This is a genomic window from Paraflavitalea devenefica (assembly GCF_011759375.1).
GTDB lineage: Bacteria > Bacteroidota > Bacteroidia > Chitinophagales > Chitinophagaceae > Paraflavitalea > Paraflavitalea devenefica.
In genome coordinates this window covers 132,040-147,225 of record NZ_JAARML010000003.1, presented here as the reverse complement: position 1 = coordinate 147,225, position 15,186 = coordinate 132,040, and the positions used below count along the sequence as shown (strand labels likewise).

The window sequence follows — 15,186 nt, the reverse complement described above, 5'->3', positions numbered from 1 at the left end:
ACCAGGCTTCGCCTGTCTTTTGTAATAAAGCATATCAATATAGCGAAAGATTATTTGAGGTAGCTTTGCCGTCAAATAATTTTGTTATGTCTGCTATAAAACGCGTTAATCCTTCTTCTAATATTAACGACGATACTGGCTTCGGGAGCAACACCAACAACAAAGGAGGGCGCTTTGTCAACAGGGATGGTTCTTTCAACCTGCAAAAGGTCGGTCGACCATTGCGGGATAGGATCAGCATTTACCATACCATGTTGCACCTGCCTTCCTGGAAGTTTGTCACCGTGATCATCCTGTTCTTTATTGCTATTAACCTGCTATATACGCTCGTCTATTTCATATTGGGTCCGGGCCAGTTTACCGGCATGCTCAGCACTACCGATCAATGGCAGGTATTCAAAGAACTGTACTTTTTCAGTACCGAAACATTCACCACAGTAGGCTATGGACGTGTAAATCCGATAGGTGATGGAGCCAACTTTGTGGCATCCCTCGAATCCCTGAATGGCTTTTTATCCCTCGCTATCTTTACCGGCCTTATCTATGGGCGGTTTTCCAAACCACGCGCTTACCTGGCATTCAGTGACAATGCTGTTATTGCACCTTATAAAGATAAAACCGGGCTGATGTTCCGTTTTGCCTGCTACAAAGACCACCATACGTTAACTGATGTGGAAGTAAAAGCAACCATAGCCCTGCTGGTACAGGAGAACAGCAAAGCTGTTTATAAATTTTTTGATCTTCCGTTGGAACGCAATAAGGTACAAAGCCTTCCCATGAACTGGACAGTAGTGCACCCTATTGATGAGCAAAGCCCTTTACTGGGTTTAACAGAACAGGAACTAAAAGAAGCGGATGTGGAATTATATGTATTGGTAAAGGGATTTGACGATGTATTCTCCAATATTGTACTCAGGCGTACTTCCTATACCCACCAGGAGATCATATTCAACAGGAAATTTGTACCCATGTACCGGGAAACAGACACTACTACTATCCTGGAAATGCACAAACTGAATGAGACCATTGAGATAAAATAAAAATGCCCCCGCAATACGGGGGCATACACTTAAACTATAAAACAGTGGGTTAGTAACTTTAGAAAGGCAGGTCGTCCATCGGCTCGCTGTAATTACCGCCACCTGCTGCTGCAGGAGCAGCGCTACTGGCAGGAGCTGCATAACTATTGCCGCTGCTGTAACCACCACCCTGGCTATCACCACCTTCACCACGGCTGCCAAGCAATTGCACACTCAGCACACGTAAAGTAAGCGACACACCGGTAGTACCATCATTCTTGGAATAAGTCCTGATATCAGGCGTTCCTTCTACATACACCTGGGTGCCTTTACGCAGGTAAGGCGCAATACCCGTACGGTCGGTCCAGTAAGCACATTCCACCCAGATCGTTTTATCTTTCTGGTTGCCCTGGGCATCGCGGAACTTCTCGGTATGCGCTACGTTGAAGTTGATTACATTCTTACCATTCACTGTGTTGGTAACACAATCCTTACCCAGGTTACCGATTGCTGTTAACTTAATCATACTTAATAATTTTTAGCTTCGTACTAATTATTTGAACAGGCAATTTACAGCTTCCTGCAACGGTAACCATAAATAGTATTTTTTGTGTTAATAACATGTGTGTAGACAGACAAAGACCTGACAGAGCTTGCTCCGCACTGCGGAGTCTCACCTTAACGCAATCCGGTTATTGCTTGTTCTTCAACACAATCCAGCGGTTCAGCATATTGTGCGGCGCTTCAATAACGATCTTATAAAAATCAGCAGGCAACTGGCTCACATCAATTGTGGCCGCTCCTTTTTGAAGTGGGGTAGTAGTCATCAATGTATAATCATCCGAACCGCCCTCTTTAAAACGGTTGGTAGTAGCCACCCATATCTTCACATCACCCTTTTTTTCCAAAGCCTTCCACTGCACATGGATCTTGCCATTGTCATATACTGCCTGCGGCTGTACAGCCGACACCTTACCGGTAAGCGATACGCCATCAATCTCCATCTGCTGCGCACGGGCAGGAGTCAGGTGAAGAAAAGAAGCAACAGAAGGCATAATATCTACAATGCCTGGCTGGTGCTTACGGAAATAATCATTTAATTGTTGCGCACTCGTCACTATCCAGGTAGTCCGTTCACGGGTGCTTTGGCCACCATGATTTTTTCCCGTGGTACTGTCGCGCCCATGGTCGGTAGTAATATAAATCACCCAGTCTTCTTTAAACTGTTTCCGGCGGTATTCCATCGACTGCCAGATGCGGCCCACCTGGTTATCCATCATCTCCACCGCTTTATACATACGGTCGCCATCACCATAACGGTGTCCCATATCATCGGTATATTCCAGGTACACCCACGTAAGGTCGGGCGCTTCAGTCCTGATATAGGCAGCGGTCTGGTTGGTCACTTCTTCATCTATCAAATGAATATAACGACTGTCCTTATCATGCGGATAACGCACCGTATCCAGCTCCAACCCGTCAACATAATGGTCCAGTCGAATATTGCCCGCAGCCGGCAATCCCTCCCCCACCAGCTTCGTACGGTTATCGAGCCAGGTAGAGAATATGGCCGTTTTCTTAGCCGGGTATTGCGTTTCCATCAGCCTGAACAGGTTGTGGTAAGCATAGTTCGGCGCCTTGATATCATTGCCCCACACATTGTGCTTATTCACCCAGGTGCCCGTGAGCAGGCTATTATACCCTACGGCAGAAATAGTAGGTGTTTGGGAATAGCCGCCCTTTTCACCGCCCACATAGGCGCGGGCATAGCCACCCACTTTGGCAATACTGTCCAATACAGGCGTGGCCACTTTCTCTAACACATCGGCAGGAATACCATCTACGATCATAAAAACAGCTTTCCGGGCCCGTTGGGCGGTGGCGGAAAGGGCCAGGCAGGCAGTAACAAAAAGGATAAAAATGTGCTTCATATAAAACAGGCCATAATAGCCGCCACAAAAGTTAGGATTCTTTTGGAATAACAAGAGTTTATTGATTATGAATTTATTACACTTTCCCGCCAACCGTAAAGAGCCCCCTGTAACCAGCAACCGGTACCCGGCAACCAGAACCCACCGAACAGTTTGTATATTTGCCTGTTATTCTCCATACCAAACAAAAGCAACAATGAGTCGTAAAGGGAAAGTCCTGGTAGCTATGAGCGGCGGTATTGACAGTACCGTGGCCGCACTCATGCTCAATGATCAGGGCTATGAGGTGGTGGGCATCACCATGAAAACATGGGATTATGCCGCCAGCGGAGGTAGTAAGAAAGAAACAGGCTGCTGTAACGTAGACTCTTTCAACGACGCCCGGATGGCCGCCGTACAGCATGGTTTTCCGCATTTTATACTGGATATCCGGGAAGAGTTCGGCGACTTTGTGATCGATAATTTTGTAGATGAATACCTGGCAGGCCGCACCCCCAATCCCTGCGTCATGTGCAACACCCATATCAAGTGGCGGGCGCTGTTGAAGCGCGCCGATGCACTTGATTGTGAATACATTGCAACGGGTCATTATGGTAATATACACCAGCATGCCAATGGCCGCTATTACATCAGCAAAGGGGCCGACGAACTGAAAGACCAGAGCTATGTACTGTGGGGACTCCAGCAGGACCTGCTGGCCCGCACCATGCTGCCGCTAGGTCAATACCGCAAGCCCGAAATACGCCAGATGGCATTGGATTATGGTTATCCGGAGCTGGCCAAAAAAAGTGAGAGCTATGAGATCTGCTTTGTACCGGACAATGACTACCGCGGCTTCCTCAAACGCCGGGTGGAAGGGCTGGAACAACAGGTAGCAGGCGGCAACTTTGTAGATAAAGAGGGCAAAATACTGGGCAAGCACAAGGGTTATCCCTTCTATACCATCGGGCAACGCAAAGGGCTGGACATTGCCTTCGGCAAGCCGGTATATGTGACCAATATCATCCCCGAAACCAATACCGTTATGCTGGGCGATGAGGCCGACCTGAACCGCCATGATATGCTCGTGAGCAAGATCAACTGGCTCAAATATGATGGCGTAACCGACGGCATGGAAGCCATTACCAAGATCCGTTACAAGGATAAGGGTACATTATCAAACCTTTATACCCATGAAAAGGGGGTAATGGTACGTTTTTATGAAGATGCCAAAGGGGTAGCCCCGGGGCAAAGTGCTGTATTTTATGAGGGGGATGATGTTATTGGCGGAGGCATCATTCAAAGAGGAACACCCATGCTGTAGAGGTTCCTTCAGACCTGATTTTCAGGCAATAAATAATGCGCTGAGACGTTATCAATATCCATAGAATCTAACCGGTTTATCATGAAAAAATGCTTTACCCTGATACAATGGTGCGCCTGCCTGTTGTTCCTCGCAGTACTGAACAGTTGCGAAAAAAAGACCGACGATACAGTATATGATAAGCCGGCAGCCTATGCGCAGTTGGAACAGGGGAAATACATCATCTACCAGTTAGACTCGCTCCGTTTTGTCAACTACGGGTTGGATGAGCTCATTGTATCCTACCAGGCTAAGGACGTGGTGGAAGGAGTTACTACCGATCAGTTAGGCCGGCAGGCATGGCGGGTACAACGTTACCTGCGCGATATCAACAGCACCAATGAAAATGACTGGAAAGCCAACATCGACTACGAAATAGTACCGGGCGACAATTACCTGGAAATATACGAAAACAACCTTCGTTTTATAAAACTGCAAAGTCCCATGAAAGAAGGCTTTAGCTGGACAGGCAATGGTTATTTGCCAGATGAGCCTTTCAACCAATACGAATTCACCGCAGCCATGAACATCCATCTCTGGGACTATACCTATGAAGAGGCAGGCGCCACCATCGAACTGAATGGAAAAAATTACGACAGCACGGTTACCGTTACACAGGTACAGGATTCGTCCAACGTGCCTATTCTAAATCCGGACATGATTGCCCAAAAGACCGTTTGGGTAGAGAAATATGCCAAAAATATCGGGCTCATCTATAAAGAAGTAGCGATATGGGAATACCAGCCACCGGTTACCAACGATGGCCAAAGGGTCGGCTTTGGAATCAGGTTAACGATCTTAGACCATAATTAACCGGCAGCCACTCCTTTCTTTACAGCAGGCAATTACAAAACAAATCTGCATGAAGAAGATCTTTACGCTTATAGCGCTTATAGGTATTTGTGTTACTGCCGGGGCCCAATATTCCCGTTACATCGTCCAGTTTACAGACAAAAAAGGGACCACGCATACCTTGGCCAATCCCGCCACCTACCTCTCGGCCAAGGCCCTTGAGCGCAGAACAAAACAGCATATCTCCATAGATTCTACCGATCTGCCGGTATCAGCGGCCTACCTCGATAGCCTCCGGGCGATCTCTACTGTTACTATTCTCAATACTTCCAAATGGTTGAACCAGGTATTGATCCGGACTACCGATGCTGCCGCATTGGCTAAGATCAACAGCTTTCCTTTTGTAAAGGCTGCCGGGGCTATAGGACTAAGAACACAGGCAGGCGGCAGGCAGTACACCTCCAATAAATTCACGGAAACAATTACCCCATTAGACCAGGCAACAATTGATCAGGCAGCAGGGGTCAACGGTGCAGATGCCCTGAACTATGGCAGTAATTACAACCAGATCCATATTCACCGCGGCGAATACCTGCACAACCATGGTCTTACCGGCAACGGTATTACCATAGCCGTACTGGATGCAGGGTTCCGCAACTATACCACCAACCCGGCCATTGACAGTGTACGTTTACAGAACCGCATATTAGGTACCTGGGATTATGTGAACAATGAAAGCAGTGTTACAGAAGATCATACCCATGGCCTTTATTGCTTCAGCATCATGTCGGCCAACAGGCCTGGGATCATTGTAGGCACAGCGCCGCATGCGAACTACTGGCTGTTACGTACGGAAGATGCCGCATCAGAATACCCGGTAGAAGAACAATACTGGGCGGCAGGAGCAGAATTTGCCGACAGCGCCGGCGCCGATATGATCTCTTCCTCACTCGGGTATGTTGACTTTGATGATCCTGCCTTCGATCACAGCTACGCGCAACGCGATGGCAATACCTCCATTATTACCCGTGCCGCCGACTATGCTGCACGCAAAGGCATCATCGTTATGAACAGTGCCGGTAACAATGGCTCCAGAACCGATGACCTTAAATTTGTATCCTGTCCTGCCGATGGCGACAGTGTGGTGGCGGTAGGAGCTACCAATGCCAGTGGCGCTATTGCTTCCTTCAGCAGTTGGGGGCCAAACGGCGCAGGCCGGGTAAAACCCAATATTGTATCTGTAGGCCAGGGCACTGTATTTGCCGGCCTCACCGGCGCACCGGCATCCAGCAATGGTACTTCTCTTTCCAATCCCAACATAGCTGGCCTGATAGCTTGCTTATGGCAGGCTTTCCCCGAACTAAGCAACATGCAGATCATTGAGGCGGTACAAAAGAGTGCACACAAATACAATGCACCGGATAACCGCTTTGGCTATGGATTGCCCGACTTTAAGAAAGCCCTCGTTTCCTTATTGGAACAACAGGCTACAACCGGCAGTACGCTTAACAATTGTGTGGTAAACCTGCAATGGAGCAGTAAAGATGATACCAGTGTAACCTATATCATCGCACGAAAGCTGCCTGGCGAGATCACCTTCACTCCTATTAAACAGGTTGCCTCCGCTTCCTTAATGTTCAAAGCCAACAGCTATACCCTGCAGGATACCATTACTACACCTGGCAATGGTCTCGCAGCATACACCATCGTTCAATCTATTGGCACAGATACCACTTTTCAAATAGGTACGGTGCAACAAGCTGTCAACACAGTTTGCTTCCCGGCCAATACCATCCGCATATTGCCCAGTCCTTTTAATCAGCAGTTCACTATCGTGCTCAATACACCGGGCATCATCAACAATATGGGCATACAGGTAACTGATATGCTGGGCAGGGTCATCTATAAGCGTGTCATCAACAAGCCCGCTGGCTACTTTAGCTGGCCCATCTATACCTCCGGCTGGCAGAGCGGCATGTACCGGGTCTCACTATACGATGGCAGTAAGCGCTTTTATGGCCAGCAGGTATTAAAAATGCCATAAAACCTGGCATAACTAAACAGGGAGCAATATTTTTCAAATATTATTTTGTTATATATTTTTTCTCCTTTATCTTTATTGTACCATAGTGCTCCTGGCTTACGCATTTCTCAATTGTTATCTTTTTACTTCATAGCGAGAATGCCCTACCCAGGAGCAATTTTTTTTACCTCTAACTGCGATTTGCATGCCTCACCACAAGCATTCCGTCGCTATATTAATAGACGGAAGTTTTTTCCTTAAACGATACAATACGCTTATTAACACATCCAGGGATCATACTCCCGAAATGGTTGCCGTAAATCTTTATACCTTGGCGCGCAAGCATCTGCGTGCAGGCGACAACCTTTACCGTATATTCTATTATGACTGCATTCCTTTTGATAAGAAAGTACATAACCCGGTAACTAAAAAAATAATAGACTTTAGCAAAACCGACCAGTATAAGTTCCGGCTGACCTTCTTTGAAGAACTAAAGAAAAAAAGGAAAATAGCATTGAGGCTTGGCATGATAAAAGATTCTAAAAACTGGTCACTGAAGCCCGGATTGACTAAAGACCTGATTGATGGAAAAATAACCATCGCCAACTTAAAGGACACCGATGTGTCCTATGACTTACGCCAGAAAGGCATTGATATGAAAATTGGCGTTGATATAGCTACCCTCACCTTAAAAAAATTTGTTAGCCAGATAATCTTAATTTCCGGAGATGCTGATTTTGTCCCTGCGTCCAAACTTGCACGCAGAGAAGGTATAGATTTCATTCTGGACCCGATGTGGAACAGCATAGATGATACCCTCTTTGAACACATAGATGGCCTTCACTCAACCTGCCCGAGACCAAAGAACATACGCCTCAATAGTCACCCCATCACCTGATATCGCCGTTTTGTAGCCTTGCCACCCCAGCCATTACAGCTTTCGCATCAACGCCGCAAACATACTATCAGCCTGCTGATCATATCCTTTTAGTAATTCCATCTTTACAACCTGTAGGGAAAACTGTTGCTGCATAAAGTTTACCACCTCCTCATTTTCGGCTTTAAATACAGAACAGGTAATATACAGCAGGTGACCGCCGGGGTTCAGCTTTTCCCATACACGGTGCACGATCTTCTTTTGCAGACTGCTATAGCGTTGAATGGCGGCTATATCGAAATAATACAACTGCTCCGGCGTACGGCTCCAGGTACCGGATCCCGAACAGGGAACATCGGCAATAATGAGATCAGGTCTTATCTCAACAGGCAGGAATGAACGGGGATCACTAAGATCAGCAACAAACGATTTATACTTATTGATACCGGCTTCGGCAAAGCGTTTTTTCAGATTGGCAATAATGGATTCCCGCACATCGGAAACAGTAAGGTCAAGAGGACCTAACACATCCCAGGCCAGGATAGACTTACCCCCACTGGCCGCACAACAATCCCACACAGCAATTCCGGACTTGGAAGGTAGCAGAAACTCCCCTACCCTTTGTGAACTGTAATCCTGTATCACCGCCTCTTTATTAAGCCGGATCACCTCATCCACCTTCGACGCATTGGGCAAGGCAATACAACTTTCATTCAATCGGGTAGACAGGATACCCGCCGCTTCCAGCTTTTGCTGTACTACGGCCTGTTTACCCGGTCTTATGCGCAGGAACAGGTGAGGCTGTACAAGGAAAGAATTACAGAACGCAGCATGATCCAGTCCCCCGCTGAGGGCTTCTTTCCAGGGAAAAATATTGAGAACGGTCCCGATAGCTATCGGGAGAGCATTGAGCATTGAACATTTCTCCTCCACACTCAACGCTGCTGCCGCATTCCATTCCGGCTTCAATTGTCCCAGCATCTCATTGGGCGCGCTGGAGCACAGGAACAATCCCACCACTATCCTCTCTTCCACCGGCATATCCGGCAATACTTTTCCCAACCGGAAATAACAATAACAGAGATGGCTGATGCTCTTCCGGTCGCGCGAGCCATACTTCTTATCCTGTTTGAAGAAGTCCTTAATAAAAATGCCGAAGGGCTGCTGCCCTTTGTAACCTGTAAGAACCTGTACCGCTGTATTCAGATGAGCAAAAAATTTCATCCCGTGCAAGATAATGAATAGTGAGGGCTGTTTGTCAGGCTAGGCTGAGCCTGTCGAAGCCCTTCCCGCCTTTCCGCCTTCCCGGCTAAAACCTCCAGAAACAATCCCAATAAATTCCAGTAATTTGACTCCCGATCCTGCTTATCCCATGCATACAAGGCTCTCTATATGGTGTATTTTGCTCCTGCATATCCATGCTGCGGCACAACAGGCTACCTATTCCTTCCGGACTATTGATATTAACCAGGGGCTTTCACAAAACAGCGTCATTGATATTGCCAATGACGGGAAAGGCTTTTTATGGTTTGCCACACAGGATGGATTAAACCGCTATGATGGTAAAGGATTTGCGATCTTCCGGAAGAATTTTGACGATATCACTACCCCTGCCTATAGCCGGCTGGGAAAGATCATTCCAGGTATCAACCATGACCTGTGGCTTATTACCAGTGGGGGCAGGCTGGAAAGATTCAACCTGTATAATGATTCCTCCACTCCTTATAAAGCCCTCTCTTCAGGAACTATACTGCCGCCGGTGAGCTGCTTCCGGCAGGATGAAAAGGGAGCGCTCTGGATAGGCACGGAAAGGGATGGACTGTTTTACCATGATACCGCCACCCGTAAAACCATCCATTATACCAAACGCAATGGCCCACTGAATAGCGACAGCATTCAGTTCATCTTTCAAAGCCGTAATAAACAAAGCTGGGTGCTTACCAATAATGGCATTACTGTTATTACACCGGGCCAGTCAAAAACAACCCGGTTCCTGTACCGTACAACCGCTCCCTTTATTTCCTGTAGTGTATTGGAAGAAGATGCCACCGGCAACCTGTGGGTGGGCACCTATGCCAAAGGACTCTACGTAAAAAGCCCCCGGGATACTGCATTCAGGCCATTTACCGGTTTTAATAGCCTGCAAGCCCTGCCTGCCAACCTGGTGATACAGGCAATAAGAACTGATGAGGAAGGGTGCTTATGGGTAGGCACATTGAGCAACGGATTGTACATTATCAATATGAAAGATGCCACCGTGCGACAATTCAAATCGGATGATGACAAACCTGGTTCATTGAGTTATAATGATGTGCTTTGTATCCAGCCCGACAAGCTGGGCGGCATGTGGGTAGGTACCGACGGAGGCGGTGTGAGCCTGTATGATAAGCGCCTGAACATTTTCTCCCTGCTCTCCAAAAAGGCTTTACCCAAAAACATACCGATAGAACAGGTGCGTGCTATCACTATCGACCCTGAAGGAGGCATATGGATTGGCACTTCCTACAGTGGCCTTAGCTATGCAACCGATATAGGTAACCATAAATTGACCCGGGTAAACCTGCTGGCGGCTGCACGCAGGGCCGACAGCAGCGAGCGAATTGTTTCCCTGCATGCTGATGCCAATGACACCTGGGTGGGCACACAGGATAATGGACTTTTGATCATAGACAGGCAAACCAAAAGCATCAAAACTGCTTTTATCCCACAAGGTAAAGGGAAGTCCTGGCTGCCAGATCATACTGTATGGTGCATGCAGGCAGCCGGTAGTAACAGGGCCTGGCTGGGTACGCGGAATGCGGGCCTTTGCTTATTGGATAAGCAGCAGGGATTGATCAAAAACTTCAGGCACAACCCTGCTGATCCCAATAGCATTGCCGACAATAACGTCCGCGCCATTACACCCATCAGTGATTCGGTATTATGCCTGGGATTTGAAAACGAAGGCATACAATTCTACAATATCAACACCGAAGACTTTTCTATCCTGCCTACTGAAATAATACTACAACATGTCAAGCGTCAGAGTTATATCCTGAAATGCATTTACTTCCAATCTCCGTTATTATGGATCGGTACACTTGGAGAGGGAATGATCATTTATGATATTGTTTCGGCGAGGTCCTATACGATTAATGAAAATAAAGGTTTGCCCAACAATACGATCTATAGCATTGTTCCTGACAGGCAAGGTGCTTTATGGATGAGCACCAATAAAGGAATTACCCGTTTTATGCCTCCGGCCGACCTGGAGCAGACCAACCGCACTCATTTTAGTTTGTTTACGGTAGAAGACGGTTTGCAGGGTAATGAATTCAATACGGGCGCTTATTATGCGGATACCGATGGCACCTTGTATTTCGGCGGTACAAATGGCCTTAACTGGTTTGACCCGGCCAAATTCAATGACCTGGTTAAAAATCCATACCCGCCGGTTGTCATTACCCAGGCTACCATTAATAATGAATCCTGGAAAGGAGATACGTCTATCACCTATAAAAAAATACTAAAGCTGGCCTGGCATCAGAACTCACTCTCTTTTAACTTTGCTGCCCTGGACTTTGTAGCGCCGGGTAAATTCAGTTATTACTACCAGTTATACCCTTACGACAAGAACTGGATTGATGCAGGCAACAGGAGCTATGCAGCATACACCAACATTCCACCGGGAGAATACACTTTCAGGGTCCGGGCATTGGGACAGACTGTTAGCAAAGATGATCCCCTGGCCACCCTTTCCATCATCATCACGCCGCCCTTCTGGAAAACATGGTGGTTTATCGGCCTGTGCGTGTTGGCGCTGGGCACCTTCCTCTACCTGCTGTACCAGTATCGTATTAACCAGTTGATCGCTATGCAAAAAGTGCGGAACCGCATTGCCACCGACCTGCATGATGATATAGGATCTACCCTAACCAATATCAACATCCTATCAGAGTTAAGTCGCCAAAAGCTGAAACAGCAGGAAGAAGCGGAGCTATTCCTCAACCGTATTTCCGAGGAAGTACACAACTCAAGCCAAGCCCTGGATGACATTGTATGGAGCATCAATACCAACAATGATACACTGGAACAAACCGTAGCCCGTATGCGGCGCTATGCAGCCGAGATCTTTGATGGCGCCAACATCCATTACACTTTGCAACTCGATGAACATTTTGCAAAGCGCAAATTGAATATGGAGCAGCGCCGGGATTGTTTCCTGCTATTTAAGGAAGCTATTAACAACATCTACAAACATGCTGCTGCAAGAAATGTGTCTATCCGTGTATGGTTGGAACATAATCAATTGCGCATGACTATTGAGGATGATGGCAAGGGTTTTGATATCACACAAACTACCCACCGGAATGGATTGAAGAACATGCGTCAGCGGGTGCAGAAATGGAATGGTTCCATAAAAATACAATCCACTCCCGGCAATGGTACCTGCACAACTATTTCTTTCCTCATACAGTGATAAAATGGAAGCTATTCCTATATGAGTATTACCGCTTCGTGGTATAAAAAATGTATCCCCTTAATACATAGGGCCTGTCCTATTTCAATACTACATTGCGTTACCCGTTAAAGACGATTGACAACCGCTTCTCTTTTTCCGAACATTTGCATCGAACACCCGCGTATGGGTTATTCCTAATAATTAATATAAATGTAGCATGAAAAAGCAAAGCATTCCATCAACTTTAGGGTTGGTCATAACCTCGGTAATATTGACAGTTACAATAACAGGCTGTAATGACAATCCCCCTTGCAGATCAACCCTCGATGTTATTCCTAAACGATTTCAAACATTAACAAGGTTCACCTTAAAAGGGGAAGGGTTTCGCCCGGGCACCAGGGTCTATTTTTTTGTAAACAATCAACCCTTACCCTTGTCTTCCGACCCCAAACCATTGGGATCAGTGGTCACCAATAACCTGGGCAAATTTGATGTTGATAAGGACATTGCCTATTTATTCGGTCTCTGGGATGATAGCCGTACTCCCTGGTTTACAGCATCCGACCAGAATGGATGCAACGGTATCAAGGAGACCTCTGCGGCCTATTGGTTTGCGAGATAACCAGCCGGTTTACGGCCAGCGGTCCCTGTATCCGGTTTCATCCCTCAAATGAGCGATACCACTTAGTAGTACCAGAATCTTACCTTTAGGGTATGATAGCCAGGATTGCCATTTTTGAAGATAACGACAGGCTGCGGGAATCGCTGGCCTACCTCTTAAAAATGAATGATTACGATGTGGTAGGCGATTACAATACCTGTAATGATGCCGCCAATATTGCACGGGTATACAAGCCCGATGTAGTACTCATGGACATTGATATGCCGGGCGAATCGGGCATCCGGGGCGTACAATTGATCAAGGAAGCGCAACCCAAAACGGCAGTGATCATGTACACCGTTTTTGAAGATGATGAAAAGCTCTTCCAGTGCCTCTGCGCCGGCGCCAATGGCTACCTCCTGAAAAAGACGCCACCGGCCAGGCTCTTCGATGCTATACAGGAAGTACTGGAAGGAGGCGCGCCCATGTCGCCCACCATCGCCAAAAAAGTATTGAGCACTTTCCAGTCAAAGCCGGAAGCCAATAAATACAACCTCTCGCCCCGGGAAATAGAAGTACTGCAATGGCTGTCCAAAGGATACAGCATTAAACTCATTGCATCGGAAATGAAACTGGCTTTCGACACCGTACGCGCCCACCTGAAAAACATCTACCAGAAGCTCCATGTCAACTGTGGCAAGGAAGCCATCGCCAAAGCCCTGAGCGAAAGGATTGTATAATACTACTTTATTTACGCAACCCCTCAGCATATCTCCAAAAGAAAAGCGCCCCACCATGTGACGGGGCGCTTTGCATATAATGACTTATCGGGTAAATTATAATTCCAGCAAGGACTTCACCGGGTCTTTACCAAACAACAACAGTTCAGGATTTTCCAGTAACTCCTTCACCCTTACCAGGAAGCTCACCGACTCACGGCCATCAATAATACGGTGGTCATAGCTGAGCGCCAGGTACATCATGGGCCTCACCACTACCTGTCCGTTAATAGCCATCGGGCGTTCCTGTATCTTGTGCATGCCCAGGATAGCGCTCTGCGGCAGGTTGATGATCGGTGTGCTCATCAGCGAGCCAAATACGCCACCATTGGTGATGGTGAAAGTACCGCCCTGTAACTCTTCCATGGAAAGCTTATTGTCACGGGCTTTGCCGGCCAGCTCAATGACCTTCTTTTCTATATCGGCCATGCTGAGGCTTTCTACGTTGCGGATAACAGGTACTGTCAGGCCGCGGGGGGTAGACACCGCGATGGAAATATCGCAGTAATCATGATACACCAGTTGGTCGCCATCAATATAAGCATTCACAGCCGGCCAATCCTGTAAGGCGATGGAACAGGCTTTGGCAAAGAAGCTCATAAAGCCCAGGCCCACACCGTGTGACTCTTTAAATTTATCCTTGTACTTGTTACGGATCTCCATAATGCGGGTCATGTCAGCCTCGTTAAACGTGGTGAGCATGGCCGTGGTATTCTTGGACTCTACCAGCCTGCGGGAAATCGTCTTACGCAGTTGGCTCATCTTCTCCCGGCGCTGGTCCCTGTTGAAGAGGGCTTTACCACCGGTTACCTTACCGGGGTTGGCCAAAGCAGCCAGCACATCATCCTTTACGATCTTGCCCTGGTAACCGCTGGGGGTTACAGACTTGGGATCTACTTTCTTGTCAGCTATAATGGCTGCAGCTACAGGTGTAGCCTTAATATCATTGGAAACGGCTGTTACCGGTGCAGTAGAAGCAGGTTTTGCTTCAGCTACGGGAGCAGCCTTGGTTTCTTCTTTCTTGGCAGGGGCAGGAGCGCCATTGGAAGCGGCAGCGCCTTCGGGTTTGGGAGCTGTTTCATCTATTGAAGCCAGTACATCGCCAATATTGAGGGTATCTCCTTCCTGGGCGGCACGCTTTAATACGCCGGCTTTTTCGGCATTTACTTCAAAAGTTGCTTTTTCGCTTTCCAGCTCAGCTATCACTTCATCCCTTTCTACATAATCACCATCATTCTTTACCCATTTCAGTAAAGTCACTTCGCTGATTGATTCACCTACTGTCGGAACTTTAATATCGATCATAAAATCTGTTTCTTGTTTCTGGTTTATAGTTTATGGTACACCAGCTTTGTTACATTTTTATTTCAGCGACAAGCAA

Annotated in this window: 12 protein-coding genes; 8 read left to right on the top strand and 4 right to left on the bottom strand. The window is 47.2% G+C overall.

Going from position 1 to position 15,186, the window contains the following annotated elements:
- Positions 1 to 86: 86 nt before the first annotated feature.
- Positions 87 to 1,040, top strand: a complete 954-nt coding sequence (locus HB364_RS19030) for an ion channel (RefSeq protein ID WP_167289880.1) — start codon at positions 87 to 89, stop codon at positions 1,038 to 1,040.
- Between the two features lie 58 nt (positions 1,041 to 1,098).
- Here the strand turns inward: HB364_RS19030 and HB364_RS19025 are convergent, their stop codons facing one another.
- A complete protein-coding gene (locus HB364_RS19025) occupies positions 1,099 to 1,545 on the bottom strand; it encodes a single-stranded DNA-binding protein (protein WP_167289879.1) in 447 nt (148 codons plus the stop codon).
- A 166-nt stretch (positions 1,546 to 1,711) separates the two neighbouring features.
- Positions 1,712 to 2,950 (bottom strand): alkaline phosphatase family protein, encoded by a 1,239-nt coding sequence (locus HB364_RS19020; protein WP_167289878.1) that lies wholly within the window; start codon positions 2,948 to 2,950, stop codon positions 1,712 to 1,714.
- 196 nt (positions 2,951 to 3,146) lie between these two features.
- Between HB364_RS19020 and mnmA the strand changes: the two genes are divergently transcribed.
- From mnmA to HB364_RS19000, 4 genes are all read left to right on the top strand, one after another.
- Positions 3,147 to 4,253: a tRNA 2-thiouridine(34) synthase MnmA gene (gene mnmA / locus HB364_RS19015; protein ID WP_167289877.1), complete on the top strand. Its 1,107-nt coding sequence runs from the start codon at positions 3,147 to 3,149 to the stop codon at positions 4,251 to 4,253.
- A gap of 81 nt (positions 4,254 to 4,334) precedes the next feature.
- Entirely contained in the window at positions 4,335 to 5,105 is a 771-nt protein-coding gene (locus HB364_RS19010) for a hypothetical protein (protein WP_167289876.1), read from the top strand.
- 49 nt (positions 5,106 to 5,154) lie between these two features.
- A complete protein-coding gene (locus HB364_RS19005) occupies positions 5,155 to 7,128 on the top strand; it encodes a S8 family serine peptidase (protein WP_167289875.1) in 1,974 nt (657 codons plus the stop codon).
- Between the two features lie 286 nt (positions 7,129 to 7,414).
- Positions 7,415 to 8,005 carry an NYN domain-containing protein gene (locus HB364_RS19000; protein WP_208420022.1) on the top strand — a complete coding sequence of 197 codons (591 nt, stop codon included), beginning with the start codon at positions 7,415 to 7,417 and terminating at the stop codon, positions 8,003 to 8,005.
- Between the two features lie 33 nt (positions 8,006 to 8,038).
- Here HB364_RS19000 and HB364_RS18995 read toward each other — a convergent pair whose 3' ends face one another.
- The gene (locus HB364_RS18995) at positions 8,039 to 9,208 is read right to left on the bottom strand and encodes an RsmB/NOP family class I SAM-dependent RNA methyltransferase (RefSeq protein ID WP_167289873.1); all 1,170 of its coding nucleotides are present in this window, start codon (positions 9,206 to 9,208) and stop codon (positions 8,039 to 8,041) included.
- 124 nt (positions 9,209 to 9,332) lie between these two features.
- On the opposite strand from HB364_RS18995, the gene HB364_RS18990 reads away from it, so the two are divergent.
- The 3 genes from HB364_RS18990 to HB364_RS18980 all read left to right on the top strand — a co-directional run bounded on the left by HB364_RS18990 (position 9,333) and on the right by HB364_RS18980 (position 13,766).
- A complete protein-coding gene (locus HB364_RS18990; protein WP_167289872.1) occupies positions 9,333 to 12,443 on the top strand; it encodes a sensor histidine kinase in 3,111 nt (1,036 codons plus the stop codon).
- A gap of 199 nt (positions 12,444 to 12,642) precedes the next feature.
- Positions 12,643 to 13,047, top strand: coding sequence for a hypothetical protein (locus tag HB364_RS18985; protein ID WP_167289871.1), 405 nt, complete (start codon positions 12,643 to 12,645; stop codon positions 13,045 to 13,047).
- A 92-nt stretch (positions 13,048 to 13,139) separates the two neighbouring features.
- Complete coding sequence (locus HB364_RS18980) at positions 13,140 to 13,766, top strand: response regulator transcription factor (RefSeq protein WP_167289870.1); 627 nt, start codon at positions 13,140 to 13,142, stop codon at positions 13,764 to 13,766.
- A gap of 96 nt (positions 13,767 to 13,862) precedes the next feature.
- On the opposite strand, the gene odhB is transcribed toward HB364_RS18980, so the two are convergent.
- Entirely contained in the window at positions 13,863 to 15,110 is a 1,248-nt protein-coding gene (gene odhB, locus HB364_RS18975; RefSeq protein WP_167289869.1) for a 2-oxoglutarate dehydrogenase complex dihydrolipoyllysine-residue succinyltransferase, read from the bottom strand.
- Between the last annotated feature and the right edge of the window lie 76 nt (positions 15,111 to 15,186).

What these genes read in the sequence shown, in the direction of transcription:
- HB364_RS19030 (WP_167289880.1), top strand. Translation starts at nt 87, where the DNA reads ATGTCTGCTATAAAACGCGTTAATCCTTCTTCTAATATTAACGACGAT.
- HB364_RS19025 (WP_167289879.1), bottom strand. Translation starts at nt 1,545, where the DNA reads ATGATTAAGTTAACAGCAATCGGTAACCTGGGTAAGGATTGTGTTACC.
- HB364_RS19020 (WP_167289878.1), bottom strand. Translation starts at nt 2,950, where the DNA reads ATGAAGCACATTTTTATCCTTTTTGTTACTGCCTGCCTGGCCCTTTCC.
- mnmA (WP_167289877.1), top strand. Translation starts at nt 3,147, where the DNA reads ATGAGTCGTAAAGGGAAAGTCCTGGTAGCTATGAGCGGCGGTATTGAC.
- HB364_RS19010 (WP_167289876.1), top strand. Translation starts at nt 4,335, where the DNA reads ATGAAAAAATGCTTTACCCTGATACAATGGTGCGCCTGCCTGTTGTTC.
- HB364_RS19005 (WP_167289875.1), top strand. Translation starts at nt 5,155, where the DNA reads ATGAAGAAGATCTTTACGCTTATAGCGCTTATAGGTATTTGTGTTACT.
- HB364_RS19000 (WP_208420022.1), top strand. Translation starts at nt 7,415, where the DNA reads ATGGTTGCCGTAAATCTTTATACCTTGGCGCGCAAGCATCTGCGTGCA.
- HB364_RS18995 (WP_167289873.1), bottom strand. Translation starts at nt 9,208, where the DNA reads ATGAAATTTTTTGCTCATCTGAATACAGCGGTACAGGTTCTTACAGGT.
- HB364_RS18985 (WP_167289871.1), top strand. Translation starts at nt 12,643, where the DNA reads ATGAAAAAGCAAAGCATTCCATCAACTTTAGGGTTGGTCATAACCTCG.
- HB364_RS18980 (WP_167289870.1), top strand. Translation starts at nt 13,140, where the DNA reads ATGATAGCCAGGATTGCCATTTTTGAAGATAACGACAGGCTGCGGGAA.
- odhB (WP_167289869.1), bottom strand. Translation starts at nt 15,110, where the DNA reads ATGATCGATATTAAAGTTCCGACAGTAGGTGAATCAATCAGCGAAGTG.